The sequence below is a fragment of the Mycobacterium sp. SM3041 genome (assembly GCF_039668335.1).
GTDB lineage: Bacteria > Actinomycetota > Actinomycetes > Mycobacteriales > Mycobacteriaceae > Mycobacterium.
On record NZ_JAYXBQ010000055.1, the window covers coordinates 36,560 to 63,309 of the forward strand.

The following is a 26,750-nucleotide window of genomic DNA, read 5'->3' on the forward strand; positions in this document are numbered from 1 at the left end:
GATAGTTGCCGCTCCGGCCGCGGCGATGACCCTCTCGGGGAGCATCGGCACGGATCGGACCGTGGTTGCCGACAACGGCTACGGCGGACCCGATGGCCAGGGTGGCGGCGGTGGCTGCGGCGACGGCGCGAACTGGCGGGGCTGCGGTGGCTGGAACCCCGTCACCGGCGGCTTCGGACACGGCTGCTTCAACGGCATCTGTGGCGGCTGGGACGGCACCCGCGGCTGGGGCGGCTGACAACGCATTTGCTCGCGTCGCGAGATAATTGCGTTTTCCCTATTCATGGCGCCGAATAGGAATTTGCTCTCGGCGCCAATGGGGTCCCCGGCGCGGTAATTGCATTTACATCACCCGGGAAATCCCTAAGCTCGCGGCCATGGATCTCCCGAGCCCGCGAGCCGACGCGCCGCACCTGGCCGACGTGGTACCGGCCGTGCTGGCCGCGATGGGTGTCCCCGGAGCCCAACTCGACGGTGTGCACCGGCCCATCGACCTGCCCGGCGGTGTTCGTGGCGCGTGCGTGCTGCTGATCGACGGCCTCGGTGCCCAACTCCTCGACACCTACGCAGCCGACGCTCCGGTACTGGCCGGGCTTCGCGGCCGGCACCTGCGCGTCGGCTACCCCGCCACCACCGCTGCGGGACTGGCGGCGGTGGGAACCGGACGGCGCTCCGGCGAACACGGCATGGTCGGTTACTCATTCCGGATTCCCGACCACGGCGTCGTCAACGCGCTGCGCTGGACGCCGCATCCCTTCGGCGCGGACCTGCGCGACGCGCTGGTTCCCGAGGACGTGCAGCCGCTGCCGACCACGTTCGGCCGGGCGTCGGCCGCCGGCGTCGCGGTGAGCGTCATCTCGGGCGCCGAATTCACCGATTCGGGGCTGACCCGCGCGGTGCTCCGCGGCGGACAGTACGTCGGGGTGCATCGACTCGGCGACCTCGCGGCCCGCGTGCAGCAGGCCGTCGCCGACGGCGGCTTCTGCTACGGCTACCACGCCGATCTGGACATGCTCGGCCATCTGTACGGCGCCGGCTCGACGGCCTGGCGGATGCAGCTGCGGCAGGTGGACCGGCTGGTCGAATCGATCGTCGAGGCCCTGCCGGCCGGCGGGCTGCTGGCCGTCGTCGCCGACCACGGCATGGTCAACCTCGACGACGCCGACGTCGTCGACATCGATGCGCGTCCCGACCTGTTGGACGGCGTCGTCGCCGTCGCCGGTGAGGCCCGGGCGCGGCACGTCTATGTCGCCGAGGGCGCGGCGGGTGCGGTCGCCGACGCGTGGCGAGAAACGTTGGGCGCGAATGCCTGGGTGCGCACCAAGGAGCAGGCCATCGCCGAGGGGTGGTTCGGCGCGCGGGTCGGTGACGCGGCGCGCAGCCGCATCGGCGATGTCGTGGCAGCGGCCCGGGACAACGCCGGATTGGTACGTCGGACGGTCGAGCCTCTTGAATCTGCCCTCATCGGGCAGCACGGATCGTGGACAGATGCCGAGCAGCTGGTTCCGCTGCTCATCGCTTCCGGTTAGCCGGGACTATTCGGGCTTCAGATGTGCGTCGTCGGCGAAAACGAGGGTGCCACTGTCCAGCAGGACGGCCCAGCGGCGCGCCGCGTCGACAATATGGTCGTCGCCGACATCGACCGAATAGCCCGCATGATCGCCGTAGTCCTCCACGATCACACCACGCACGTCTTTGGCGTCGCCACGGTTGACGCGAACCCGCATGTCAACGGCGAACTTGGCGTTCCTACCCATAACCACCCCAGCATTCCCTGGTAACCACCGCAGGTACGGAACCTCGGCCCACCGACCTCTGCCCCGACGTCAGTAGGTACCGAACTTTAGGCCACCGTGACCACAGCGGCAAAGCAAACACCCCTGATTGACAGGTAGATGGTACGTGTCGTACCAACGGGCGTCGGCTACCGTCTTCGCCGTGATCGTGCTGCTGCCGCCCTCGGAGACCAAGCGCCCAGGTGGCGACGGACCGCCACTGCAGCTCGGCACGCTCGGTGTGCCGGAACTCACGCCGCTGCGCACAGCGCTGATCGACGAACTCGTCACCCTCGCTGCCGACCCCGAAGCCAGCCGCAAGGCCCTCGCCATCTCCGCCGCGCAGGACGCCGAAATCCAGCGCAACGCCGAACTGCGCAGCGCCCCGACGATGCCGGCCATCGACCGCTACACCGGGGTCTTGTACGACGCCCTGGACATCAGCTCACTGCGCGGCGCCACCGCAACCCGGGCGCGCGCCCGGCTGGCCGTCGGGTCGGCGCTCTTCGGCCTGCTGCGCGCCGACGACCCGATCCCGGCGTACCGACTGTCGGCATCATCGAAACTGCCCGCCGGCGGGACACTGGCCAGCCGGTGGAAGCCGGTCCTGGAACCTGTACTGGCCCAGCTGCAACAGCAGGAGCTCATCGTCGACCTGCGCTCCGGCTCATACGAGGCCCTCGGCAAGATCCCCGGCGCGGTGACCGTCGACGTCTACACCGAACACCCCGATGGGCGGCGCACCGTCGTCAGCCACTTCAACAAGGCCCACAAGGGCCGGTTGGCCAGAGCGCTGGCCGGCAGCCGCGCCGAACCGACCGACGCCGCCGCCGTTGCCGCTGTTGCCCGTCGTGCCGGGATGCGCGTCGAACGCGACGGGGCGCAGTTGACGGTGGTGGTCACGGCGTGACGCCGACGGTCTGCGATAATGGTTCGTGAGGGGAGTATTCCTTCGCCACGGTGTCGTCATCACGTTGTCCAATGTCGGGCAGCCGGTGCTGTGGGCCGGCCGCCTGAATCGCGGCGACGGTGGTAGAGACCTCGGTCGTTCACTGACGCCCGGAGGCACCCTCATATGAATGTTTCGACGCTGGAATGGTCCATCACCCTCGGGGTGACAATCGCCGTACTTCTCTTCGACGTGGTGGTGATCGGCCGCCGCCCGCATGAACCCACCACCCGGGAAACCGCCGGATACCTGGCGCTGTACATCGGCCTCGCCGTCGCCTTCGGCATCTGGGTATGGCAGTTCCACGGCGGTCAATACGGCATCGAGTACTTCGCGGGCTGGCTGACCGAGTACAGCCTCTCGATCGACAACCTGTTCATCTTCCTGATCATCATGGCCAGCTTCAAGGTGCCGCGAATCCTGCAGCAGGAGGTGCTGCTGATCGGCATCATCCTGGCGCTGATCTTCCGTGGCATCTTCATTGCCCTTGGCGCCGTAGCCATTTCGAAGTTCTCGTGGATCTTCTACCTGTTCGGCGCGTTCCTGGTGTACACCGCGATCAAGCTGGCCCGCGACACCGAGCACGACGACGACGCCGAGAACTCGATGGTGCGGTTCGCCCGCAAGTACCTCAAGGCCTCGGATCAGTGGGACGGCAGCAAGCTGCACACCGTGGTGAACGGCAAGCGGGTCCTGACCCCGATGATCCTGGTCATCATCGCGCTGGGGACCACCGACCTGCTGTTCGCGCTCGACTCGATCCCGGCGATCTACGGCCTCACCCAGGAGCCGTACCTGGTGTTCACCGCCAACGTGTTCGCGCTGATGGGTCTGCGTCAGCTGTACTTCCTGCTCGGCGACATGCTCAAGCGGCTGGTCTACCTGTCGCAGGGCCTGGCCTTCATCCTCGCGTTCATCGGTGTGAAGCTGGTGCTGCACGCGCTGCACGAGAACACGCTGCCGTTCATCAACGGCGGTGAGCCCGTGCACGTGCCGCAGATTCCCACGCTGCTGTCGCTGGCGGTCATCATCGTCACGCTCGTCGTGACGACGGTGGCGAGCCTGTGGAAGACCCGCGTCGACAGCAAGGCCGGCGCCGCCTGACCGCGGCAACCGGTCACGGTTGCCAGATCGCTTGCGCGCCAGCAGGATGCCCTGGTGACCGATCTCGTGGACGATGCCGTCGGGCAGGCGCAACTGGTGGCCAGCGGTGCGGTGAGCAGCGCCGAACTGCTGGAGGCCGCGATCACCCGGCTCGAATCGGCGCGCCGGCTCAACGCCGTGGTCACCGATCTGTTCGACCGCGGCCGCGAACAGGCCCGCCGGCTCGATGAGTCGGGCGTGCTGCGCACCGGCACGGCCGGACCGCTGGCCGGGGTGCCGTTCCTGCTCAAGGACCTCGGGGCGTCGCTGGCCGGCGCCCCGGAGGCCATGGGGTCACGGGCGCTGCGCAGCCATGTCGCCGACCAGACCGCCTGGATCGTGCAGCGGTATCTGGACGCCGGGCTGGTGATCTTCGGCAAGACCAACACCCCGGAATGGGGCAACCACTGCACCACCGAGCCGTCCCTGTTCGGGCCGACGGTGAACCCGTGGTCACCGGAGGTCAGCCCAGGCGGCTCGAGCGGCGGGTCCGCCGCCGCGGTCGCGGCCGGCATCGTGCCCGCCGCCTCCGGTGGCGACGGCACCGGCTCGATCCGGGTGCCGGCGTCATGCTGCGGCGTCGTGGGCCTCAAACCGCGCCGCGCCCGGACCTCGTTCGCGCCCGGCGCCGGGCACGGGCTGGAGGGGTTGGTCAACGAGCACGCCCTCACCCGCACCGTCCGCGACTGCGCGGCGCTGCTCGATGCCGTCACCGGTGGCGCACCGGGCGACCCGTACTCTGCTCCCCTACCCGACCAGCCGTTCCTCGACGCCATCGCGCAGACCCCGGCGGCGCAGCGCATCGCGATCGCGGTGGATTCGCCGTTCCCGGGGCCGGGCACCGACCCGCAGGTCGCCGCCGCCGTCGAGGCCACCGGCGCGCTGCTGGCGGGCCTGGGCCACCACGTCGAGCCGTCGGCGCCGAGCATCGATCCAGACGCTGTCGCCGACGCCATCGCGGTGCTGCACCGGGTCAGCAACGTCCAACTGCATGAACTGGCCGCGGCGCACCTGGGCCGTCCCCCACGCGAGGACGAATTCGAACCGAGCACCTGGATGATGATCCGCGAGGGATTCGCCACCACCGGCCTGGCCTACGCCGAAGCCATCGCGGCCGTCCACGCCCAGACCCGGCGGTTCGCCGCCGGGATGGCCGGCCACGACGTCCTGCTGGTGCCGACGCTGCTGTCCGGACCGCCGCCGTACGGCCTGCTCGATCAGCCCCGCACCGGCACCCGCGAATTCTTCGACGTCGAATTCGCCACCACCGGCTGGACGTCGCTGGCCAACGTGACGGGCTGGGCCGCCATTTCCCTGCCGCTGGGCCGCGCCGCGGACGGACTGCCCATCGGCGTCCAGCTGATGGCGCCGGACGAGACCATCCTGCTGCAACTGGCCCGGCAGCTGGAGCAGGCCGCGCCCTGGGCGGACCGCTACCCGCGCCCCTGAGTCCGCCCACCACGGCGTGCAACAATTCGGCCATGGTCATGTCGATCGATCGCCCGAAACTCGAAGGCAACATCGCCGTCGGAGAAGACCGCCAGATCGGTTTCGCCGAATTCGGGAACCCGCAGGGACGGGCCGTGTTCTGGCTGCACGGGACGCCCGGCGCGCGCCGGCAGATCCCGACCGAGGCCCGTAGCTTCGCCTCCCGCAACAACATCCGGTTGATCGGCATCGACCGCCCCGGCATCGGTTCCTCGACCCCGCACCAGTACGAGAACGTGCTCGGGTTCACCGTGGATCTGCGGACCATCGCCGACACCCTGGGCATCAACCGGTTCGCGGTGATCGGGCTGTCCGGCGGCGGTCCCTACACGCTGGCCACCGCGGCCGCCATGCCCGACCGGGTGGTGATGGCCGCGGTGCTCGGCGGCGTCGCGCCGCTGATCGGCGAGGACGGCATCAGCAGCGGCCTGATGGAGCTGGCCAAGATCGTGCGGCCGATCATCGAGGTCGCCGACACCCCGATCCGCTGGGTGGCGGGGTCACTCATGAAGGTGATCGCGCCGTTCGGCTCCCCCGCGCTCGACCTGTACGCACGCATCTCCCCCCACGGCGACCGGAACCTGCTGAGCCGCCCCGAGTTCAAGGCGATGTTCCTCGACGACCTGCTCAACGGCAGCCGCAAGCAGCTGGCTGCGCCGTTCGCCGACATCGTCGTGTTCGCCCGCGACTGGGGCTTCCGGCTCGAGGACATCAAGGTGCCGGTGCGCTGGTGGCACGGCGACGCCGACCACATCGTGCCCTACGCTCACGGTCAGCACGCGGTGGCGCGCATCGCCGACGCGGAGATGTTCACGCTGCCGGGCGAGAGCCATCTCGCGGGTCTCGGTGTCCCCGAGGACATCCTGACCAAGATTCTCGAGGTCTGGGACGACGCCGACCTCGCGGACCAGTAAGGCCGCTCAGACCGTCACCGGCTGACCGCTGAGTACGCGGCGCAGCATGTGCATGGCGACGGTCGTCGACCGTTCCCGGATGTCGGCCCGGTTGCCGGGCAGGTGGATCGTGCGCGTGTGCGTCGCACCGTCGGCCAGCCCGACACTGAAACACACTGTGCCGACCGGCTTTTCGTCGCTGCCGCCACCGGGGCCGGCGATGCCGGTGATGCCGACGGCGACGTCGGCGCCGAACCGCTGCAGTGCACCCGCCGCCATGGCCTCGGCGACCGGTTCGGACACCGCACCGTGAGCCGCGATCAACGCGGGGTCGACGCCGAGCAGGTCCGCCTTGGCTTCGTTCGAGTACGACACCACGCCGCCGGTCAGGTAGGCCGAGGAACCGGGCCGGTCGGCCAGCCGGGCCGCCAGCAGGCCCGCCGTGCACGACTCGGCCGTCGCGATGGTGCGGCCCGAAAGCAGTTGCGCCACTTGGTCATCGACCAGCGCACCGTCCTCGGAGAAGACATCGTGCGGATGCCGCTCACGCAGCAGCGCGGCCAGTTGCCGGTAGCTGTCGGCGGCGTCGGGTTCGTAGCGGGTGACGATCTCCAACTCACCGCGACGCAGGCACGTCGTGATCTCCAGCCCCGCGAAACCGGGCACCAGGGTCTCGGCTTCCCGCAGCGTCTCGGCCAGCCCGGACTCGGGCAGCCCGAACATCCGGATGGTCTCCTGGCGGTAGACGGTGCGGCCGGCGATCGCACGTTGCGCCGTCGCCGTCTCGATGGCCCGGCTCCACATCGGCCGCAGCTCGCGGGGCGGTCCGGGGAGCACGATCACCGTCGGTGCGCCGCCGGCCCGGGTCACCACGACACCCGGTGCCGTGCCGACGGGGTCGAGGATCTCGACGCCGTCGCCCGCCGGCACCAGGGCCTGCTTGCGGTTGGCTGCGCGGACCGCCTCGAAATCGGCGCCCGGGAACCGGCCCATGAAGGACCGCAGGATCTCGGCGATGCGCTCCTCGAGCGCTTCGTCGAGCACCAGCTCGCGGCCACAGAACTTCGACACCACGGCGACGGTCATGTCGTCCGCCGTCGGCCCCAGGCCGCCGCTGGTGACGATCAGGTCGACACCTTGTGCGGCAAGGAAATTCAGTTGCGCTTCGATGTCCTCGGGCCGGTCACCGCAGATGGTGATGTGCGCCAGCTCGACGCCGAGTTCGAGCAGCCGGTCGGCCAGCCACGGCCCGTTGAGGTCCTGGACCCGGCCGGTGAGAACTTCGGTCCCGGTCACCACGATGCCCGCACGCACGCCCATGGCGATCAGGGTACGGCGCTGCGGGCTCGGTCAGACCGCCAGCCAGGCGCGCACGGTGTCGAGCTCGCGCGTGTACTGCTCCATGATGTCGTCCTGGAACCGCGTGCCGCCGCTGATCGCGTCGTCACCGCGCCAGATCACGCGGACCCGGGACGCGCCACGCAGGTAGACGTCGACGCGGTCGTCCGTGTGCCGCTGCCACCCGCTTGCGGCGGTGCGCTCGGCCAGTGCGGAGCGTTCGTCAGCCATGTGTTTCTCCTTCACGTCAACTCACCATCATGTCCTATGCGCCCGGTCTCGGGACCCGCGGTACCGCGTCGGGCGCCGCAGGCCGGACGTCCGGCTCGGCCAGACCAGGGTCGGTCACCGAGGCCCGCGCGGCCGCCTCCGCCGCGTCCTGAGGTGGCCGGCCACCGGTCACCGGGACCGTCACGGGCGGTGTGTTGTAGCCGCCGACCCGCACCCAGCCGGCATTCACGCCCGGTTTCGGCACCAGCCCCCGGACATGCGCGGTCTCCCCCGGATACACCGTGACGTAGTTGTCGCTGTACTCGATGGGCAGGATCTCGTCGGCGTCCGGCGCGGTGGTCAGCTCGGCCCGCTCGAAGAACGCGACCTGCTTGGTCGGGTTGCGCAGCGTGATGTCGACGACCTGCTGACCGTCGCCGTTCACCGAACCGACCGCGCTGACGTCCAAGCGGGCCTTCGTCATGTAGTTGAGCGGCGTCATGTCCGCCCACGCGGTCTGGTGCAGCTCGAAGGCGACGTCCTTGCGGGGGTCTCCGATGTCGTCCTGCTGCGACTGCCAGTAGTCGTTGTCGGCGATGACCTCACCGACCGGGTTCAGCAGCTCGCACCGCACGAAGAACACGCGGGAGTCCGGCACTTCGCGCGGCAGCGTCATCGCCACGGCGGCGGCACCGGAGACGACGTCGTACGGGTCGCTGGTGCGGTCGTCACGCACGTTCCCGTTGATGTCGTAGATGCGGGTTCGCACCCGGAGGCCGACGGCGTTCTCCGGGCTCTGGTTGGTGATGCTGACCTTGGCGGTGCTGTGGTCGCCCGTCGCGTACGAATCGAACGTCACCGACAGCGGCTGCAGGCCCTTCTTCGCGCCGTAGTACGCACCGCCGGGCCGCAGGTAGTAGTCGAAGATGTTGCCGAAGAACGACGGCCAGTGGTTGTTGAGCATCCAGTAGATCGTCATCTTGTGGTCCGCCCAGCCCAGCGCGGCGAACGACTCGAACTGGGCCCGTGTCGCCTCGTAATGGGCGAGCTGGGCCTTGCGCGTGAATTCCTCGGCGCCGCTGGACGATCCGTAACGCTGCACGACGGCGTCGCGGATGCTGGCCAGAGCCTCGTTGCCGGGATTGGAACCGGCGTGGAAGTACCACATGTCGTTGATCGGCCAGAGCTTGTCCGGCGGGATGAACTTGCGCAGGCTCGCGAACGGCGGGATGTGTTCGTTGTCGCCCTGTTCGGCCGACGCGCCGCGCGCGGCGGCGTAGTCGCCGTCGAACCAGTACGCAGGGGGCCGCCACGTGTAGGGGCCGGCCATCTGGATGCCGTCCCACAGGCGGTTGCCCGACGAATCGGTCGTGTACGACGACACCGTGTCGACAACGGCGTTCTGCCAGTGCAGCTTTCGCAGAATCTCGTGGTACTGCTCGAGGATGTCGGCGGGCGGGTGCCCGTCACTGGCATTGGCCCAGACGAATGCCGACGCGTGCGATCGCAGCATCATGATCTGCGAGCGGAGGCTGTCCTGCGCGACCCGGTGGTCCTCCTGGCCCCACTGCGGCCACTTCTCCCACTGGTTACAGCACATCCAGCCCACCATGAGTGGGATACCCAGTTCGTCGGCCCGCTCGATGAAGCGCGCGCCGGGAATCTTCGATTCCATCCGGATCATGTTCAGGCCCAGATCCTTGACGTAGCGCAGGATCGCGTTGTCTCGGTCGGGGTCATCGCGGTACAGCAGGTCGGGAGTGTATGTGGCCCCGCGCGCCAGGAAATCGCGACCGTTGACCTTGAGGAAGAAGTTGCCGCCGGAGCCCAGTTGCGGGAATTCCTCGCTGCCGTCGCGGCCCTGCTCGATGGACCGGATGCCGAAGCGCTGCTTGAACTCGTCGGTGGCCTGGCCGTACTGCAGGAACTGGATACGGAGGTCGTACAGGTCGGGCCGGCCCATGGTGTACGGCCACCACAAGTCCGGATGGGAGAGGCGCAATGCCTCGTAGTCGCCGGGACTGAACGTGACGTCGCGGCTCTCCCCCGGCCCGAGCGACACCGGCTTCTCGATGTGGATGTCCGCCTTGCCGGCGCGAGTGATGGTCGCCCGCACGACACCGTTGACGCGCTGGTCGGAGTAATTGGTCAGGCCCGACCGGACGCTCAGCTGGGCGCTGTCGGTGCGCGGCAACGGCAGCTGGCTGTTCACGGTCGCGTCGGTGATCGCCACGTCGCCGGACATCTTCAGGGTGACGGGCTTGAGGATGCCGGCGTTGCGGTCCGCCACGAACGAGTTGCCGTTGGCCGGGTTCTTGCCAGGCCCTTGATAGCCGAGATAGTTCCAGTTAATCCAGTCGAACCAGCTGTCGGCCAGCTCCACGCCGTCGACGTCCTGCAGCGCGCGCTCCGGGGTCACCTTGACGGCGAGTGTGTTGGTGCGGCCGCGGTCGATCCACCTCGACACGTCGAGGGTGTGGTCGACGTACATGCCCGCGATCTGCCGGCTGTCGGCGATCTGATGCCCGTTCAGCCAGATCTCGGCCCGGTAGTTGATGCCGGGAAAGTTGAGGCGGTACGTCGAGTGCCCCGCCGGCGCGACGAAAGTGGTGCGGTACCACCAGTCCTGCTTGTACAGGTCCTGCGGCACCTTGGTCAGCAGGTTGTCGCCGTAGTAGAGGTCCGGGTACGTGCCGTCGTCCTGCAGTGCCTCGAGCACCGTCGCCGGCATGTGCCGCACCTGGTGCCAGCCGGGCCCGGCAGCGGGGAATCCGTCGAGGCTGAGCTGCGCGCCGGTGGCCACCATGCCCTGCGCGGAGGACAGCTGCCAGCCTTGTGCGAGTTCTACTTCGGCGGCCGCGCTCATGGGCCTCAGCAGGCGCGGCAGATCGCCGGTGCACGCGAACAGCAGCACCAGAGACATGACGGCACCCAGCACTGCACCGCGGCGCAACTCGGTCGAGATAGCCCTGCTCCCTCCGAAACGACAGCATCTGAACGCGCTTCTACAACCGAACGCGCGATGTGGGGGCACCTCATTGTGCCCCGTCAGACCGGCAGTTCCGGAATCGCTGAGGTCAGAACTTGTGTGGCACGTCGGTCGTCAGGCCGCCGTCGACGACGAACTCGCTGCCGGTGGCAAACGACGATTCGTCACTGGCCAGGAAGACCACGAAGGTCGCTACCTCATCGGACTGGCCGGGCCGGCCGAGCGGCGCGATCATCATGTCGTCGGGAAAGTATTTGGTCATCGGCGTGCGGATGAAGCCCGGCAGGATCGTGTTGACGCGGATCTTGTCCTTGCCCAGGTCGATGGCCGCCGATTTGGTCAGGCCGCGCACCGCCCACTTGGACGCGACGTATGCATGCAGCAGCGTCGCACCGCGCATGCCCTCGATGGATGAGATGTTGATGATCGAGCCGCTGCCGGCCTCCCGCATCGGCGCGACCACGGCCTGCATGCCCAGGAAGGTGCCGGTGAGGTTGACGTCGATGCACTTCTGCCACTTGGCCATGTCGAACTCGCCGATCTTGCCGAGGGCACTGATTCCGGCGTTGTTGACCAGGACGTTGAGCAGGCCGAACTGTTCGGTGGCCGTGGCCACTGCCGCTGCCCACTGGTCGGCGTCGGTGACGTCGAGGTGGACATAGCGGGCAGCGTCCCCGAGTTCGGCGGCCAGTGCCTCGCCGGGCTCATCGAGGATGTCGCCGATGACGACCTTGGCGCCCTCGCCGACCAGCATCCGGGCATGTGCCGCGCCCATCCCCCGAGCGCCGCCAGTGATCAGTGCAACTTTTCCGTCCACGCGTCCCATGACGGGTCACGCTACCGTCCGGCGGATGAAGAAAATCCCGGCATACTGGTCAGCATGTCTGCGCTGAACGCAGAGCCGATCACCGGGCCCATCACAGCGGTCGACGCCGATGACCTCGGCGAGACAAGCTCGCGCGTCGGTGCTTTCTTCGACGTCGACGGCACGCTGGTGTCCGGTTTCATCGCGACCGTGCATGCCGCCCACCGGTTCCGGCAGCGGCAGGCGGCTTTCGGTGAGCTCACCGGAATTCTCGAGGCGACGGTGCGATACAAGTTGCGCCGCATGGAGTTCGAGCGCTTGCTGGTGCGCGCCGCCGGCTACCTGCGCGGCGAGTCCCTCGCCGAGCAGGAGGCACTCGGCGAGCAGCTGTTCCACAGCCACGTGCAGGCCAGGATTTTCCCGACCATGCGCGAGGTCGTGCGCGCCCACCAGCGGTCCGGCCACACGGTGGTGCTGAGTTCGTCGGCCCTGACCATGCATGTCATGCCGCTGGCCCGCTATCTCGGGGTCGAGCACGTCATCTGCAACCACTTCACCGTCGACGCCGACGGCACTCTCACCGGTGACATCGTGCGGCCCATCGTCTGGGGGCACCGCAAGGCCGCCGCGGTCGAGGCGTTCAGCCAGGCGAATCAGGTTGACCTGCAACAGAGTTACTTCTACGCCGACGGCGACGAGGACCTGCCGCTGATGCACGTCGTGGGGCACCCGATTCCGGTCAACCCCCGTCCCGGGCTGGCGGCCGAAGCGGAGCGGCTCGGCTGGACGGTGGTTCGGGCGGCGGCGGCGCCCCGTGATCGGCCGGGCTGGCTACGACGACTCGTGCGACGCTGACCTTCTGGAACGGCCGTCGCCCGCAATCTGGGCCCGAATCCGCGCGTAGCCTTGCGCGCCGGACTGTCACGCGGTACTAAATTAGAACACGTTTCAGTTTTGCCGCTTTCGCCTCGGCCCCAGCACAAGGAACCCCAATGCGTACCGCTATCTGCGACCAACTCGGCATCGAATACCCGATCTTCGCCTTCACCCACTGCCGCGACGTGGTCGTGGCAGTCAGCAAAGCCGGCGGCTTCGGCGTCCTGGGCGCGGTCGGCTTCTCCCCCGAACAGCTCGAGATCGAGCTGAAGTGGATCGACGAGAACATCGGCGACCACCCCTACGGCGTCGACATCGTCATCCCCAACAAATACGAGGGCATGGACCAGGTCGACCTGGATCCCGACGTGCTCAAGAAGCAGCTCAACGCGCTGGTGCCCCAGGAGCACCTGGACTTCGCGAAGAAACTCCTCGCCGACCACGGCGTGCCGGTCGACCACAGCGACGACGACGCCCTGCAGCTGCTCGGCTGGACCGAGGCCACCGCGACCCCGCAGGTCGAGGTCGCACTGCAGCACCCCAAGTGCACGCTGATCGCCAACGCGCTGGGCACCCCGCCGAAGGACATGATCGACCACATCCACGCCGAGGGCCGCAAGGTCGCCGCGTTGTGCGGCTCGCCGTCGCAGGCCCGTAAGCACGCCGACGCGGGCGTCGACATCATCATCGCCCAGGGCGGCGAGGCCGGCGGGCACAGCGGCGAGATCGGCTCGATCGTGCTGTGGCCGCAGGTGGTCAAGGAGGTCGCGCCCGTCCCCGTGCTGGCCGCCGGTGGCATCGGCAGCGGCCAGCAGATCGCCGCGGCGCTGGCGCTCGGCGCACAGGGCGCGTGGACCGGTTCGCAGTGGGTGATGGTCGAGGAGAGCGAACACTCCGAGCAGCAGCACGCCGCCTACGCCAAGGCCAGCAGCAAGGACACCGTGCGCAGCCGGTCGTTCACCGGCAAGCCGGCGCGGATGCTGCGCAACGACTGGACCGAGGCCTGGGAGAAGGAAGGCAACCCGAAGCCGCTCGGAATGCCCTTGCAGTACATGGTTTCCGGCATGGCGGTGGCGGCCACGCACAAGTACCCCAACGAGAGCGTCGACGTCGCGTTCAACCCCGTCGGCCAGGTGGTCGGTCAGTTCACGAAGGTCGAGAAGACCGCCGCGGTGATCGAGCGCTGGGTGCGGGAGTACCTGGAGGCCACCGGTCGGCTCGAGGAACTGAACGCGGCCGCGTCCGTGTGATCGAGGCCGGGCTTTTCCGGGCACAACGCCGCTTACGCCGCGGATCGCAGCCAACATGTGGCTGCAATCCGCGGCGTAACGCTTCAACGTGAGCATAGACCCGTGCCCACGGATTATGTATGGTTACATACATAATCCGACGGAAGGGCGCGGATGGCTGGTCCACGTGAACGCATGATCGTGTCTGCGGCACTGCTCATCCGTGAGCGCGGCGCGCAATCGACGGCCATCGCGGACGTGCTCGCCCACAGTGGGGCACCCCGCGGCTCGGCATACCACCACTTTCCCGGCGGGCGTACCCAACTGCTCTGCGAGGCAATCGATTTCGCCGGCGAGTACATCGCCCGCCGGATCGACAAGGCCGGCACCGCACTCGAGGCACTCGACGTGCTGGTCGACGGCTTCCGGACCCAACTCACCGAGACCGGGTTTCGGGCCGGCTGCCCCGTGGTCGCGGTCGCCGTCGAGGCCGACAACCCGCCCGTCATCGAACGCGCCGCCGCCGCCTTCACCCGCTGGCTCGGCCGGCTCGAAGCGCAGCTGCGGACCGAAGGCGTGTCCGCCGAACAAGCCGCCGAACTGGCCATGCTCGCCACCACCGCCATCGAAGGCGCCGTGCTGGTGGCGCGCACCACCGGCACCACCACCCCATTGGACCTCGTGCATCGGCAGCTGCGCGCCCTCGTGACTGCCGCAACCGACCCGGAACGGAAGGCGTTGTCATGACCGAAACCCAGGAGTGGCAGTCCACCGCATGCATCCTGTGCGAGTGCAACTGCGGCATCGTCGTCCAGCTGGAGGGCCGGACGCTGTCGAAAATCCGTGGGGACAAGGCACATCCGGCCTCGCAGGGCTATACCTGCAACAAGGCACTGAGGCTGGACCACTATCAGAACAACCGCGACCGCCTGACCTCGCCGATGCGCCGGCGGCCCGACGGCACCTACGAGGAAATCGACTGGGACACAGCCATTTCCGAGATCGCCGAGGGCTTCTCGCGGATCCGCGACGAGTACGGTGGCGACAAAATCTTCTACTACGGTGGCGGTGGCCAGGGTAACCACCTGGGCGGCGCCTACAGCGGCGCGTTCCTCAAGGCACTCGGCAGCCGATACCGGTCAAATGCGTTGGCGCAGGAGAAGACCGGTGAATTCTGGGTCGACGCACAGCTCTACGGCGGACACACCCGCGGCGAGTTCGAGCACGCCGAGGTATCGGTGTTCATCGGGAAGAACCCGTGGATGTCGCAGAGCTTCCCGCGCGCCCGTACCGTGCTGCAGGACATCGCGAAAGACCCGCAGCGGTCGATGATCGTCATCGATCCCGTACTCACCGACACCGCCAAGATGGCCGACTTCCACCTGCGGGTCCGACCCGGGACGGACGCGTGGTGCCTGTCGGCCCTGGCTGCGGTACTGGTCCAGGAAGACCTCTGCGATGAGGCGTTTCTCGCCGAACACGTCACCGGCGTCGAACCGGTGCGGGACGCCCTGCGCGCCGTGGACGTCGACGAGTTCGCCCGGCGCTGCGGCGTCGACGCCGAGCTGCTGCGCGCCGCGGCGCGCCGGATTGCCGGGGCGGCAAGCGTTTCGGTGTTCGAGGACCTCGGCGTTCAGCAGGCGCCCAACAGCACCTTGTGCTCCTACCTGAACAAGATGCTGTGGATCCTGACCGGCAACTTCGCCAAACGCGGTGCGCAGCATCTGCATTCGTCGTTCGCGCCGCTGTTCGCGGCGGGCGGCGTGGGCCGCTCGCCGGTGACAGGCGCACCCATCATCGCCGGGCTGCTGCCGTCCAACGTCGTGCCGCAGGAGATCCTGACCGACCATCCGGACCGCTTCCGCGCCATGATCGTCGAGAGCAGCAATCCGGCGCACTCCATCGCGGACTCGAACGCCGTGCGCGACGCACTCGGCGCGCTGGAACTGGTGGTGGTCATCGACGTCGCGATGACCGAGACCGCCCGACTCGCCCACTACGTGCTGCCGGCGGCGAGCCAGTTCGAGAAGCCCGAGGCCACGTTCTTCAATCTCGAGTTCCCGCACAACACCTTTCATCTGCGCCACCCCCTGATGACGCCGCTGCCCGGCACCCTGCCCGAACCCGAGATCTGGGCGCGGCTGGTGCGCGCGCTCGGCGTCGTCGACGACGCTGAACTCGACCCGCTGCGCCGGGCCGCCCGCGAGGGCCTCGACGCGTACCTCGGAGCGTTCTTCGGGGCGGTCGGCGCCAATCCGTCGCTCGGCCGGGTGTTGCCGTACGTACTTTACGAAACCCTGGGCCCGACGCTGCCGGATGGATTGGCCGGTGCGGCCGCGTTGTGGGGGCTGGCGCAGAAGACGGCGATGACGTATCCCGATGCGGTCCGGCGGGCCGGCCATGCCGACGGCAACGCGCTGTTCACCGCGATCCTCGAAGGCCGCTCCGGGGTGACGTTCACGGAGCACGAGTACGCGGACGACTGGAGTCTGGTCACCCATGCCGACCGCCGGTTCGTCCTCGAGATACCCGAGATGCTCACCGAACTCGCGGCGCTCGCCACCGACCGGCCGCCGCTGATCTCCGACGAGTACCCGATCGTGCTGTCGGCCGGTGAGCGCCGGGCGTTCACCGCCAACGACATCATCCGCGATCCGGGCTGGCGCAAGCGCGACGCCGACGGCGCGCTGCGGGTCAGCGTGGAAGACGCCGCGGCGCTGGGCCTGGTCGACGGCGGGCGGGCCCGGATCACGACGGCCGCCGGTACCGCGGAAGCCTCGGTGGAGGTCACCGACGTCATGCTGCCCGGCCATGCGTCGCTGCCCAACGGGTTCGGCGTCGACTTCACCGAGGCCGACGGCGAGAAGCGGGTGCCCGGTGTGGCACCCAACAACCTCACCTCGGCGGACTGGCGCGATGCGTTCGCAGGGACCCCGTGGCACAAGCACGTGCCGGCCCGGATCGAGGCGCTGACGGTCTAGCCGGATGCCTGGGTGGCTTTGCGCGCGGCACCATCACGCGACCATCAGGACGCAGGTCCCCAGGCCCACGGCAACCCACAACGGTGCGGCGATGAAGGCGCACGACGACGCGGCGAGAGTGATGCGGCTGCCCCAGCGTTGCGTGGCGGTACCCGGTCGGTGAAGCCGGTTGATGCGGCCCACGATCCCGATTCCGTTGGCGCCCAACGCCCCAACCGGCATCGGACCCCCGCCGGCCAGGGCGAGCATCGCCGCCAACAGCACCGGGGTTCCGTGGCGCCGGGCGGCGGCATCATCTGCGCACATTTCCACCAATTGGGCGATGTCGGCGTGTGCGACAGTGAACAGCTTCATTCTGGGCATCGCCGCGGCAAGAGCTTTGGTGACCGCGATCAGTCCGTGATGCCCGCCCGAGACGTGGGCGCGTTCATGGTCCAGGACTGCCAGCAATTGGGGACGGGACAATGCGTCCAGCGCCGCACTGGTCACCACGACCACACCGGCCTTGCCACCGACGCAGTAGACCAGTTTGTTGGGCGCCTCGACGAGGATGCCGTCGAGGCCGGCGAGCTGTCGGCCCACCATGCGTGCCGACTCGGCGTGACGGCGACCGCGCACGCGCCCGCCGTGCATCACCCGGATGACGCGGACCGCCGCAACGACAGCGACGGTAAGCGAGAGGGTGGCCAGCACGGCTTCGATGAGCAGTCCGGTGCCGGTACTGACGGAAAAGAGCCGCGCCAGACACACCGACAGGCCCATCGGGTCGGGTTGGCGCCAGTTGTCCACGACGTCGACGGTCATGCCGACCGCGCCGGCCGTCCAACTCGTCACAACGCTGCCCACGACTGCGAGCCACGCCGCGACGGCGGCGCGCGGGGCCCAACCCGTCCGCGCCGGCCACGACAGCAGGGGCGGCGCGACAGTGGCCGCCAGTACCGCATAGAGCAGTAGGCAGGCCGCGACACTCACGGTTTGGTCTTTCGGGTTCGCGAACGCTGCAGCACTTTACGCAGTTGTGTGGATTCGTCGTCGGAGATGTGGTCGAGGAAATGCGTGAGAACGAGTTCGGTGCTGCCGCCGGCGTCGAGAGCTTCGCGCATCAGTTGGGCGCTGTATTGCTCGCGCGTCATGGCTGGGGCGTAGAGGTACGCTTTGCCGCTGCGCTCGCGCGTCAGCCAGCCCTTGCCGTGCAGGTTGTCCATGGTCGACATCACGGTTGTATAGGCGATCTCACGGTCCGTAAGCAGTTCCTCGAAGACCTCCCGCACGGACGTGGCGCCCGCGCGGGTCCACAGCCGATCCATCACGACCTTCTCCAGATCACCGAATCCGCGTGCCACTGAATCCCTTTCCCACCGTGACTGCGAGGCGCAGGCGTCCGCGACTCGCCACGCACGTGGCCCGGCCGAACCGCCCGATTTACGCAGTTCGACAGTAGTCGCGAGCGATCGGAGTCGCCACCACGACCAGCGGGCGCCGCCGGCTACGACGCGGCAATGGCACCAAGTGCTGCCAGTGCGTCCACGATCTCCTCGGCGTTCGGGGTTGCGGCGGGGTCCGCGATCCACTGGACCATGAGCCCGTCGATGACCGCGAGGGTGACCGATGTGATCACCTTGAGGTTCAGTGACGTATCACCGTCACGCGGCGAAAGGGCCTGGCGGGTTAGTTCTTCGGCGCGATCCCGCACCCGCGCGTATCCGTCGGCAAGCGCGGCGCGGATGGTGTCCGATCGCAATGCCGGCGCCCAGGATTCAATGCAGGAAACGACCGCGGGGCGCGTTTCGGCGAAGCTGTCAACGGTGGCGCGGAAGATGCCGACCAATTGCTCGCGCAAACTGCCGCCCTCGCCACCTGCGGCGAGCGCCGCTTCGAGACGTTCGGTCCAGCCCTCGAAGCACGCGGTCAGGGCCTGTTCGAGAAGCTGGTCCTTGCCGCCGAAGTGGTAGTTGATCGATGCGACATTGGCGCCGGCGGCACGGGCGATGTCGCGGGATGACGTGGCCCCGTACCCGAGGGTGCGGATGCACTCCAGCGCACCGCCGAGAAGTTTGTCCCGATTACCCACCGCTTGCATGTTCGGACCTTAGCAGGTAAACATACGTTTGTTGACATAAACATTTGTTTACCAAAGGGGAGGGCGGCGATGACTGTCGTTCGTGGATTGGTCGGCGTATACAACGGCGATGGCGGAGTTCGAGGCGAGCTGGCTTACGTCCTGGGCAAGCTGCGCGGCACGACCGAATGCGCGCTCTGCGAAATCACCCACCGCGGTCTCCGGTCCAACCCGGAGTGGAAGGACGTCGTCTGCAATCTCGCAGTGCCGTTCGACCTGGTACACCGCAACGAACGCACAGCCGAAGTCGCACAGCTGACCGGCGATGCCACCCCCGCTGTCGTCGCGGTCACCGATGACGGACACCGACTCGTCATGGGCCCGAACGATTTCGCCGGCACAGGAACGGACGCGGCCACGTTTGTCCGCGTGCTGCGCGAGCGGGTATCCGAGGCGGGGCTGGCATGGGCGTGACGAGGACGACGCCACGCCAGCGGACGTTGCCGCCCGGCCCCCGGCTTCCGAAGTACCTCCAGAGCATGCTGTACCTGAGGTACCGGGAGTGGTTTCTTCCGCTGTTGCGGAAGCGATTCGGCGATGTCTTCAGCCTGCACGTACCGCCTTATGCCGACGACCTCGTCGTCTTCTCCACGCCTGCGGCCATCGGTGACATCTTCCGGGCCGGCCCGCGCCAGCTGCACGCCGGCGAAGGCAACCAGATTCTCGGGGCAGTGCTGGGCGAGCATTCGGTGCTGCTCGTCGACGAGGAGGCGCATCGCCGGGTGCGCGGACTTCTGATGCCCGCGTTCAACGGCGCAGCCTTGCGTGAATACCGCGCGATGATCACCGATCAGGCTCGGACCGAAGTGACGGCATGGGCGCCGAACACCGACGTCGCCATGCTCACGGCGATGAACCGGCTGACCCTGGAGATCATCATCACGGTCGTGTTCGGGGTCACCGATCCGACGGTCAAGGCCGAACTCGTCGACCGGCTGCGCACCATCATCAACATTTCACCGGCCATCTTCGCAGGATTCAGATTCCCTCTTCTGCAACAGTTTTCGCCCTGGAAGGGTTTCGCAGCCAATCAGCAACGCATCGATGCCATCTTCTACCGCGAGATTCAGTCGCGCCGTACGGCTGTTGATCTCGCCAGTCGCAGCGATGTCCTGTCACGGCTGATCCGAGCCGATGGTGAAGCGATCGGCGACCCGCTGACCGACGCCGAGTTGCGCGACCAGCTGGTGTCGCTGCTGCTCGCCGGTCATGAGACGACCGCCGCCGCACTGGCCTGGACACTGTGGGAACTGGCCTCGCACCCCGAAATTCAGTCCACAGCACGGGCCGCCGCGTACCGCGGCGACGACAAGTACCTCGACGCGGTGTTCCGGGAAGGTCTGCGCCGCCACAGCGTCATCGTCTCCACTGCCCGTAAGCTCACGGAGCCAATGACGATCGGTGGTGAATCGCTCCCCCGCGGAACGGTAGTCAATACGTCAATTCTGTTGGCCCACAAGGATCCTCGAAACCACGCGCAACCGGACCGATTCCGTCCCGAGCGCTTCCTCGGGACGAACCCGCCGCCGAACACCTGGTTGCCGTTCGGAGGCGGCGTCCGCCGCTGTCTGGGCGCCGGGTTCGCCACCACCGAGGCCACCGTCATCCTCACCGAAATTCTGACCCGCTGGGAACTGCGCACCACCAGGCCCGAGGAGCCCGAGCGCGTCCGCAACATCACCACCGTGCCGCGCCACGGCGCGGTACTGCGGATCACCGCCGGCAATTCGGCAACAGGTCAGGATTGAGTCCGGTTATCCGCCCATGCCATTGCGGCCAGGACCACAGCATGCGCAGTCGGGGCCACAGCACGGGCAGTCGTCCATCGGCATGTTCATCATCGGTCCCATTGCGGCCATGTCACACCACATCATCGCAGGTTTGGGGCCACCGGACGAGTAGGACACCATCGCCGGATCGGCGCCGGTGACGTCGAAATACACTTTGCCGGTGGCAGTTTGACCTTCGGCCAGTGTTGCGCCGGACACCCCTGCCGGGCTGGCCAGTTGCCACAACACAGGGTAGCTCCGGTGGTCGGTCCCCATGGCCGAGAAGTTCGGAATCACCGGGGTCACCGCGCCGCTGACCGCCCGGACCGTCACCGTCGCCTCCCACAGCCGCCCTGCCAGGGGGTACCCGGGAGCGGCGTCGGCGCTGGCGTGCAGCCCGGTCAGCGTCCAATCCTGCACCACTGCGCCGCCTGCATCGGTCAGCCGTTGATGTGAGCCCACTTCATGCGGGCATTTTTCGGCAGCCGCACCTGCCGGCGGCGCCCCGAGAGCAGCCAGACCCGCCAATGCCGCTCCCGCCACCATCACCCTTGCCTCAATGCGCACCTGTGCCTCCTCCGACAAATAGATCTACGTACTTACTACGTAGATCTATTTGTACCAGGCCTGTGCGCAGACCTCGCCGGACATCACACCTAGGTAGCAACCGGGTCGGTCGGCAGGAGCAGCCGGTCGATCGTGCTGACGCTCTCGGGCGACAACCCCTCCCGCATGACGGCCTCGAGAAACTGTGTCGCGACGGCCTTGACCTTGACGTGCGTCAGCTGCGAGCGCCACGTCAGGATGTCGAACGCGCGGTCGGCATCGATGCCGTATGCCGCCATCAGGATGCCCTTGGCCTGCTCGATGATGGCGCGGGACTTCACGACCTCTTTGATCTCCGAGGTGAGGTCGGCTTGCATGGTCTCGGTGACATCGACGTAGTAGCCCTGCGTCCCGATCACCCGACCCGACTCGTCGGTCACGTGGTCACCGACCACCACCATCCAGTGGGTCTTGCCATCGACGTCGATGATCCGGTGCCGACTGCTGAACAGGCCTCCCGACCGCACGCGGTCCAGGATTTCTGCCACCCGGGCCCGGTCGTCAGGGTGCTTGTGGCTCAGCAGCAACTCGGTCGTGGGCTCCACCTGTCCTGGCGCGTAGCCGTGCATGCGGGCCACCTCTGCGGACCACACCCACCGCTGATCGGCGACGAAGAACTTGAATCCCCCGGCCTTCGGCGAATCCCCGCCGGCCAGTACCGCGGCGACCTCCCAGTGCTCGGACGCGTTGTCGGCATCGGCGGCATCGGCGGCATCGGCCAGTGCATCAGGCATACAGAACCAATCGTCGATCTCTATGAGGGCTAAGCCGGGCCGCGCTGACGGTCGGCCCGCAAATACTAGCCGCTATGTCAGCTCTCTGACATAGCAAACGCCAAAGTGGCGAGTTCATATCGGCACGGCACACCTGTCGAGTAGCTTGCATGAGTGGGCTTGGGGGTTCGGTGAGCGATCTGCACCGCAACGCGGTGCTTGCAACCTTCGACAGCGACCGCCTCGATCGATTGCTGCCGCACATCCAGGTCGACTTCAGCCCCATCGGCCACGTCGCGCAACGGGCCGGAACCCCGTTGAGCCACATCCACTTTCCCCTCGACTCGGTCTATTCGGTGCTGGCCGAATCCGAACACGGCACCGGTATCGAAGTGGGAACCGTCGGATCAGAAGGCCTGGTCGGCATCGCCGGTCACCTGGGTGCCCGCAACAGCCGCCAGACCGTCATCTGCTGGTGTGCCGGCGACACCGCCTACGTACCGGTTGCCGAATTTCTCCGGGCGACCACAGAAGGGGGTCCGTGGCACGACGCGATCGACAGGTTCACCGACTATCTGCTCATCCAGACGGCCCAGAACGTGCTGTGCATCAGCCAGCACTCGGTGCGGGCACGGCTGGCGCGCTGGCTCCTGGCCGCCCATGACCGATACGACTGCCAACAATTCTCGAGCACCCAGGAAAGCCTGTCGCAGATGCTGGGTGTGCAGCGTCCGACCATCTCGGACACGGCGGCGCGGATGCAGCGCGAGGGTTTGATCACCTACCGGCGCGGCAACATCGAGATCGTCGACCGCGTCGGACTCCGGCAGATCGCGTGCGAGTGCTATCGGATTGTCGACCAGGCACTCACGGCCGTGCGCGACGCGGGCCGGCCGAACTAGCCGACCGGGTCCTCCGGCGCGGGCGCCGGAGCTGCGACCGGTGCCTGCGGACCGGCGGGCATCCCCGCGGGCGGTGCCGCGTCGGCGTCCATCGGGCGCTGCGCCAGCAGCACGAGGGCCTGCTTCGGGCTGATCTCGCGTTCCTGGACGGCGTGCCACACATCGCGCAGATACGACAGCTGGTCGGTGTCCTGCGAACCTTCCGCAGTGGTCGTGGTGTACGGCGGCAGATTCTCGGGACTGGACAGGTGCGGCACCGGTGCGGCGTTCGCCACCGGGACCGGCTTCCCGACCGGAGCCGGCTTGGGATCCACGGGCGGCGGCGGATCGATCGGCGCGGCCGAGAGGTCGACCGGCGCGGTGTCGTCGGCCCACGCGGCGGCGGCCGGCGTGACCGGCAGCAGCAACGCTGCGCAGGCCAGACCTACGGCGCGGAATTTGACGCTGTCCAGGATTCTCATGTGTTGCCCTCCCGTCCGTCTCCGGTAACCAATGGTGCTACAGGTGACTGCGGTATTGCTGGGAATTTGCCGGATCAATGTGGTGCGGCCGTACGAATCCCGGCTGGCGTCCCGCGCCGCGGCGGACCTGCAACAGCCGGATCGGCTACGACGAATAGTGCCCGTACGTTCGGCGGGCATCGCCATTCGCCCAGAATCCGGGCCGAATTATCGGCATAACCTTGCGGCTCCGACCGGCACGCGGTACTAAATTGGAACACGTTGCAGAGTGAGGAGCGTCACATGGCGGCACCCAACATCCCAGCGGGATTCGACTTCACCGACCCCGACATCTACGCGCAGCGGCTGCCGGTCACGGAGCTGGCCGAACTGCGCCACGTCGCGCCGATCTGGTGGAACGAACAGCCCATGGGCAAGGGTGGCTTCGACGACGGTGGCTACTGGGTGGTGACGCGGCACAAAGACGTCAAGGAGGTGTCGCGCCGCAGCGACGTGTTCTCCAGCCAGGTGAAGACGGCCATCCCGCGGTACCAGGACGGCACTGTCACCGAGCAGATCGAGCGCGGCAAATTCGTGCTGCTCAACATGGACGCGCCACACCACACCCACCTGCGCAAGATCATCTCCCGCATGTTCACGCCGCGGGCCATCGAACTACTGCGCGACGAACTGAGCCGGCGCGCACAACAGATCGTGCAGGAGGCAGCCACGCAGGGCTACGGCGATTTCGTCGAGCAGGTGTCGTGTGAGCTGCCGCTGCAGGCCATCGCCGGACTGATGGGCGTGCCGCAGGAAGACCGGAAGAAGCTGTTCCACTGGTCCAATCAGATGGTCGGCGACATGGACCCCGAATTCGCCGGCAATGACGCCATCACGGCGTCGGTCGAACTGATCATGTATGGCATGGCCATGGCCGCCGACCGGGGCGCCAACCCGCGCGACGATCTGGTGACCCGGCTGGTGCAGGCCGACGTCGAGGGACACAAGCTCTCGGACGACGAGTTCGGATTCTTCGTCATCCTGCTGGCGGTGGCGGGCAATGAGACGACCCGCAACACCATCACGCAGGGCATGATGGCCTTCGCCGAGCACCCGGACCAGTGGGAACTGTTCAAGCGCGAACGCCCGGCGACGGCAGCCGACGAGATCGTCCGCTGGGCGACGCCGGTCACCTCGTTCCAGCGCACCGCGACGCAGGACACCGAACTCAGCGGAGTGCCGATCAAGAAGGGCCAGCGGGTGGTGATGTTCTACCGGTCGGCCAACTTCGATGAAGAGGTGTTCGACGACCCGTACACGTTCAACATCATGCGTGATCCGAACCCGCACGTCGGCTTCGGCGGGACCGGCGCCCACTACTGCATCGGGGCGAACCTGGCCCGCATGACGATCGACCTGATGTTCAACGCGATCGCCGACCACCTGCCGGACCTGCGTCCGCTCAGCGAGCCGGAGCGGCTGCGGTCCGGCTGGCTGAACGGCATCAAGCACTGGCAGGTCGACTACACCGGCGCTAACGCGAAACCAGCTGTCGCGCAGTGATCTTGGGCCCGCCCGGATAGTCGAGCAGGGACTGCCAGTAGTCGTCGGACAGCTCCTCGCCGGAGCGCAGCACCATGGCGAGGCCCGTCGCCATCGCGACACCGAGCAGGCCCAGCCACAAGCCGGTGACGGCGATGACCACCCACAGCACGGTCGTCAGCACGGGCCAGGGCGACACCAGCATCAACACCGGCGCGAAGAAGAATCCGGTACCGACGTACCACGCCGATCCGGTTCGGTCGGCCGCCATGACGGCACGCAGCCACACTGGCGGGGACTGCGGCGGTGGTTGGGTTGTGTGGTTCGTGCGCATGATTCGAGGCTGTCCGCATCAGGTAATTGCCGCAATTACCTGACAGGTAGTCGCCACCGGGACGGCCAACCGCGACACTGGGATCGTGACCGCCGCCAGCGCTGCCCCGACACGATCGCCGCAACCTTTCGGAACGCTGATGCGGCAGTGGCGCCAGCGGCGGCGCATCAGCCAGCTCGACCTGGCGATCGAGGCCGACGTCTCGGCGCGCCATCTCAGTTTCATCGAGACCGGCCGATCGACGCCGAGCCGCGCCATGGTGCTCAAGCTCGGCAGCGTGCTCGATGTCCCTGCGCGAGAACAGAACCGGCTACTGCTGGCGGCGGGTCATGCGCCCGTGTTCGCCGAGCGGTCACTCGACGATCCGGAGATGAGCGCGGTACGCACCGGGATCGATCGCGTCCTCGCCGCATACGAACCGTTTCCGTGCCTGGCCGTCGACCACCTGTGGAACATCGTCGCCGCCAACGCCGGCATCGCCGTACTGCTCCAGGACGTCGCTCCGCGGTTGCTCGAATCGCCCAACGCGCTTCGCATCTCACTGCACCCAGACGGCCTGGCGCCCCGGATTCGCAATCTCGGCCAGTGGCGGCACCACGTGCTCGGCAGGCTGCGCCGCGAGGTTTCCGCCAGCGCGTCGGAGGAGCTCCACGACCTGCTGACCGAGATCGAGGCCTACCCCGGTGGCGACGTCGACTCGTCCGATCTCGGCGGGGTCGCGGTGCCGCTGGAGGTCGACGGCCCGGACGGCCGGGTACTGACCTTCATCAGCACCGTCACCACTTTCGGCACCGCGCTGGACCTCACGGCGGTGGAGTTGAGCATCGAAGCGTTCCTGCCCGCCGACGAGGTGACGGCGCAGGCGCTCAGGAGTTGATGATGATCGGGTCGCCGATGTTGACCTGGTTGTAGTACCACTGCGCGTTGTCGGTGCTCAGGTTGATGCAGCCGTGACTCACGTTCGAACTGCCTTGCTGCGCAACGGACCACGGCGCCGCGTGCACGTAGACGCCGCCCGAGGTCACCCGCACGGCGTAGTAGACCGTCAGCTTGTAGCCCTCGGGGTCGTTGAGCGGGATGCCGATGGTCCGCGAATCCATGACGACAGGATTCTCCTTCGACATCGCGGTGAACGACCCCACCGGTGTCGGATGCTTGGGCTTGCCCATGGACGCCGGCATCGTCTTCACGACCTGCCCGTCGATGCTCACCGTGAAGGTGTGCCCGCTGATGCTCGCGACACCGAGGGTGGCCGTGGCGGTCTCGAACGACTGCTTGACCCCGCCGACCGACACCATGATGGACGAGTGCGCCGGCCAGTACGTGCTGGGCGTGAACTGCATCTTGTTGTCCGCGGGCCACGAGAACGTCCCGGCGGGCGCCTTCGTCATCTTCGGCGACGAGAACTCGATGGTCCGCTCGGCGCGTCCCCGGTCTGCGACCGGCCGGCTGAACGTCACCGTGACGGGCATCCCGACACCGACGGCGGGGCCGCCACTCGGGCTGATCGTGGCGACCGGAAGGGACTCGGGCAACGCCGCGACAGCAGCACCCACGGAGCCGCTCAGCATCATCACCGCAGATGCGGCGACGGCCAGCGCATAACGCACAGTTTTGGGCAAGGGGTCCATCCTCCGGTCCGGGATACG

The 26,750-nt window shown here is 67.7% G+C and carries 28 protein-coding genes; 15 read left to right on the plus strand and 13 right to left on the minus strand.

What is annotated here, in order from left to right:
- Positions 1-25 precede the first annotated feature (25 nt).
- Positions 26-238 carry a hypothetical protein gene (locus VXD91_RS19950; protein WP_318985114.1) on the plus strand — a complete coding sequence of 71 codons (213 nt, stop codon included), beginning with the start codon at positions 26-28 and terminating at the stop codon, positions 236-238.
- A gap of 139 nt (positions 239-377) precedes the next feature.
- The gene (locus VXD91_RS19955; protein WP_346416201.1) at positions 378-1,529 is read left to right on the plus strand and encodes an alkaline phosphatase family protein; all 1,152 of its coding nucleotides are present in this window, start codon (positions 378-380) and stop codon (positions 1,527-1,529) included.
- A gap of 6 nt (positions 1,530-1,535) precedes the next feature.
- On the opposite strand, the gene VXD91_RS19960 is transcribed toward VXD91_RS19955, so the two are convergent.
- Positions 1,536-1,727 (minus strand): hypothetical protein, encoded by a 192-nt coding sequence (locus VXD91_RS19960; RefSeq protein ID WP_212814802.1) that lies wholly within the window; start codon positions 1,725-1,727, stop codon positions 1,536-1,538.
- Positions 1,728-1,938: 211 nt separating this feature from the next.
- Here VXD91_RS19960 and yaaA point away from each other — a divergent pair, with 211 nt between their 5' ends.
- The 4 genes from yaaA to VXD91_RS19980 all read left to right on the plus strand — a co-directional run bounded on the left by yaaA (position 1,939) and on the right by VXD91_RS19980 (position 6,269).
- Entirely contained in the window at positions 1,939-2,685 is a 747-nt protein-coding gene (gene yaaA / locus VXD91_RS19965; protein WP_346416202.1) for a peroxide stress protein YaaA, read from the plus strand.
- A 165-nt stretch (positions 2,686-2,850) separates the two neighbouring features.
- The gene (locus tag VXD91_RS19970; RefSeq protein ID WP_212811346.1) at positions 2,851-3,828 is read left to right on the plus strand and encodes a TerC family protein; all 978 of its coding nucleotides are present in this window, start codon (positions 2,851-2,853) and stop codon (positions 3,826-3,828) included.
- 54 nt (positions 3,829-3,882) lie between these two features.
- The gene (locus VXD91_RS19975) at positions 3,883-5,316 is read left to right on the plus strand and encodes an amidase (RefSeq protein WP_346416203.1); all 1,434 of its coding nucleotides are present in this window, start codon (positions 3,883-3,885) and stop codon (positions 5,314-5,316) included.
- 32 nt (positions 5,317-5,348) lie between these two features.
- Positions 5,349-6,269 (plus strand): alpha/beta hydrolase, encoded by a 921-nt coding sequence (locus VXD91_RS19980; protein ID WP_346416204.1) that lies wholly within the window; start codon positions 5,349-5,351, stop codon positions 6,267-6,269.
- A 6-nt stretch (positions 6,270-6,275) separates the two neighbouring features.
- On the opposite strand, the gene VXD91_RS19985 is transcribed toward VXD91_RS19980, so the two are convergent.
- The 4 genes from VXD91_RS19985 to VXD91_RS20000 form a co-directional block, all read right to left on the minus strand.
- Positions 6,276-7,574, minus strand: a complete 1,299-nt coding sequence (locus tag VXD91_RS19985) for a competence/damage-inducible protein A (RefSeq protein ID WP_346416260.1) — start codon at positions 7,572-7,574, stop codon at positions 6,276-6,278.
- Positions 7,575-7,598: 24 nt separating this feature from the next.
- A complete protein-coding gene (locus VXD91_RS19990) occupies positions 7,599-7,817 on the minus strand; it encodes a hypothetical protein (protein WP_036420352.1) in 219 nt (72 codons plus the stop codon).
- A 34-nt stretch (positions 7,818-7,851) separates the two neighbouring features.
- Entirely contained in the window at positions 7,852-10,719 is a 2,868-nt protein-coding gene (locus VXD91_RS19995; protein ID WP_346416205.1) for a beta galactosidase jelly roll domain-containing protein, read from the minus strand.
- A gap of 154 nt (positions 10,720-10,873) precedes the next feature.
- Complete coding sequence (locus VXD91_RS20000; RefSeq protein ID WP_226518482.1) at positions 10,874-11,611, minus strand: glucose 1-dehydrogenase; 738 nt, start codon at positions 11,609-11,611, stop codon at positions 10,874-10,876.
- 54 nt (positions 11,612-11,665) lie between these two features.
- Here VXD91_RS20000 and VXD91_RS20005 point away from each other — a divergent pair, with 54 nt between their 5' ends.
- The 4 genes from VXD91_RS20005 (at position 11,666) to VXD91_RS20020 (ending at position 16,676) form a co-directional block, all read left to right on the plus strand.
- Entirely contained in the window at positions 11,666-12,445 is a 780-nt protein-coding gene (locus tag VXD91_RS20005) for an HAD-IB family hydrolase (protein WP_346416206.1), read from the plus strand.
- Between the two features lie 137 nt (positions 12,446-12,582).
- Positions 12,583-13,716 carry a nitronate monooxygenase family protein gene (locus tag VXD91_RS20010; RefSeq protein ID WP_346416207.1) on the plus strand — a complete coding sequence of 378 codons (1,134 nt, stop codon included), beginning with the start codon at positions 12,583-12,585 and terminating at the stop codon, positions 13,714-13,716.
- A 153-nt stretch (positions 13,717-13,869) separates the two neighbouring features.
- Positions 13,870-14,442, plus strand: a complete 573-nt coding sequence (locus VXD91_RS20015; protein WP_226518485.1) for a TetR/AcrR family transcriptional regulator — start codon at positions 13,870-13,872, stop codon at positions 14,440-14,442.
- Complete coding sequence (locus tag VXD91_RS20020) at positions 14,439-16,676, plus strand: molybdopterin-dependent oxidoreductase (protein ID WP_226518486.1); 2,238 nt, start codon at positions 14,439-14,441, stop codon at positions 16,674-16,676. Before VXD91_RS20015 ends, VXD91_RS20020 begins: the two co-directional genes overlap by 4 nt.
- A gap of 33 nt (positions 16,677-16,709) precedes the next feature.
- On the opposite strand, the gene VXD91_RS20025 is transcribed toward VXD91_RS20020, so the two are convergent.
- The 3 genes from VXD91_RS20025 to VXD91_RS20035 form a co-directional block, all read right to left on the minus strand.
- A complete protein-coding gene (locus VXD91_RS20025) occupies positions 16,710-17,648 on the minus strand; it encodes a M48 family metalloprotease (protein ID WP_226518487.1) in 939 nt (312 codons plus the stop codon).
- Entirely contained in the window at positions 17,645-18,019 is a 375-nt protein-coding gene (locus VXD91_RS20030) for a BlaI/MecI/CopY family transcriptional regulator (RefSeq protein WP_226518488.1), read from the minus strand. Before VXD91_RS20030 ends, VXD91_RS20025 begins: the two co-directional genes overlap by 4 nt.
- Positions 18,020-18,162: 143 nt before the next feature.
- Positions 18,163-18,756, minus strand: a complete 594-nt coding sequence (locus VXD91_RS20035; RefSeq protein ID WP_226518489.1) for a TetR family transcriptional regulator — start codon at positions 18,754-18,756, stop codon at positions 18,163-18,165.
- A gap of 69 nt (positions 18,757-18,825) precedes the next feature.
- Between VXD91_RS20035 and VXD91_RS20040 the strand changes: the two genes are divergently transcribed.
- Both VXD91_RS20040 and VXD91_RS20045 read left to right on the plus strand, forming a co-directional pair.
- Entirely contained in the window at positions 18,826-19,209 is a 384-nt protein-coding gene (locus tag VXD91_RS20040; protein ID WP_293019888.1) for a hypothetical protein, read from the plus strand.
- A complete protein-coding gene (locus VXD91_RS20045; RefSeq protein WP_226518491.1) occupies positions 19,200-20,543 on the plus strand; it encodes a cytochrome P450 in 1,344 nt (447 codons plus the stop codon). Before VXD91_RS20040 ends, VXD91_RS20045 begins: the two co-directional genes overlap by 10 nt.
- A gap of 6 nt (positions 20,544-20,549) precedes the next feature.
- Here VXD91_RS20045 and VXD91_RS20050 read toward each other — a convergent pair whose 3' ends face one another.
- Together VXD91_RS20050 and VXD91_RS20055 are read right to left on the minus strand one after the other, a co-directional pair.
- Positions 20,550-21,110 (minus strand): DUF1942 domain-containing protein, encoded by a 561-nt coding sequence (locus VXD91_RS20050; protein WP_226522170.1) that lies wholly within the window; start codon positions 21,108-21,110, stop codon positions 20,550-20,552.
- 110 nt (positions 21,111-21,220) lie between these two features.
- A complete protein-coding gene (locus tag VXD91_RS20055; protein ID WP_226518492.1) occupies positions 21,221-21,904 on the minus strand; it encodes a PAS and ANTAR domain-containing protein in 684 nt (227 codons plus the stop codon).
- A 149-nt stretch (positions 21,905-22,053) separates the two neighbouring features.
- Between VXD91_RS20055 and VXD91_RS20060 the strand changes: the two genes are divergently transcribed.
- Positions 22,054-22,785, plus strand: coding sequence for a Crp/Fnr family transcriptional regulator (locus tag VXD91_RS20060; RefSeq protein WP_226518493.1), 732 nt, complete (start codon positions 22,054-22,056; stop codon positions 22,783-22,785).
- Here the strand turns inward: VXD91_RS20060 and VXD91_RS20065 are convergent.
- Positions 22,782-23,246, minus strand: a complete 465-nt coding sequence (locus VXD91_RS20065; RefSeq protein WP_226518494.1) for a hypothetical protein — start codon at positions 23,244-23,246, stop codon at positions 22,782-22,784. The genes VXD91_RS20060 and VXD91_RS20065 overlap by 4 nt on opposite strands.
- Before the next feature lie 282 nt (positions 23,247-23,528).
- Between VXD91_RS20065 and VXD91_RS20070 the strand changes: the two genes are divergently transcribed.
- Positions 23,529-24,788, plus strand: coding sequence for a cytochrome P450 (locus VXD91_RS20070; RefSeq protein ID WP_226518495.1), 1,260 nt, complete (start codon positions 23,529-23,531; stop codon positions 24,786-24,788).
- Here VXD91_RS20070 and VXD91_RS20075 read toward each other — a convergent pair.
- On the minus strand, positions 24,760-25,101 hold the full coding sequence (locus tag VXD91_RS20075) for a hypothetical protein (protein WP_226518496.1): 342 nt from the start codon (positions 25,099-25,101) through the stop codon (positions 24,760-24,762). The two genes, VXD91_RS20070 and VXD91_RS20075, sit on opposite strands and share 29 nt — an antisense overlap.
- Before the next feature lie 139 nt (positions 25,102-25,240).
- On the opposite strand from VXD91_RS20075, the gene VXD91_RS20080 reads away from it, so the two are divergent.
- Entirely contained in the window at positions 25,241-25,978 is a 738-nt protein-coding gene (locus tag VXD91_RS20080; protein ID WP_226522171.1) for a helix-turn-helix transcriptional regulator, read from the plus strand.
- On the opposite strand, the gene VXD91_RS20085 is transcribed toward VXD91_RS20080, so the two are convergent.
- Positions 25,968-26,675, minus strand: a complete 708-nt coding sequence (locus VXD91_RS20085; protein WP_226522172.1) for a L,D-transpeptidase — start codon at positions 26,673-26,675, stop codon at positions 25,968-25,970. The genes VXD91_RS20080 and VXD91_RS20085 overlap by 11 nt on opposite strands.
- Between the last annotated feature and the right edge of the window lie 75 nt (positions 26,676-26,750).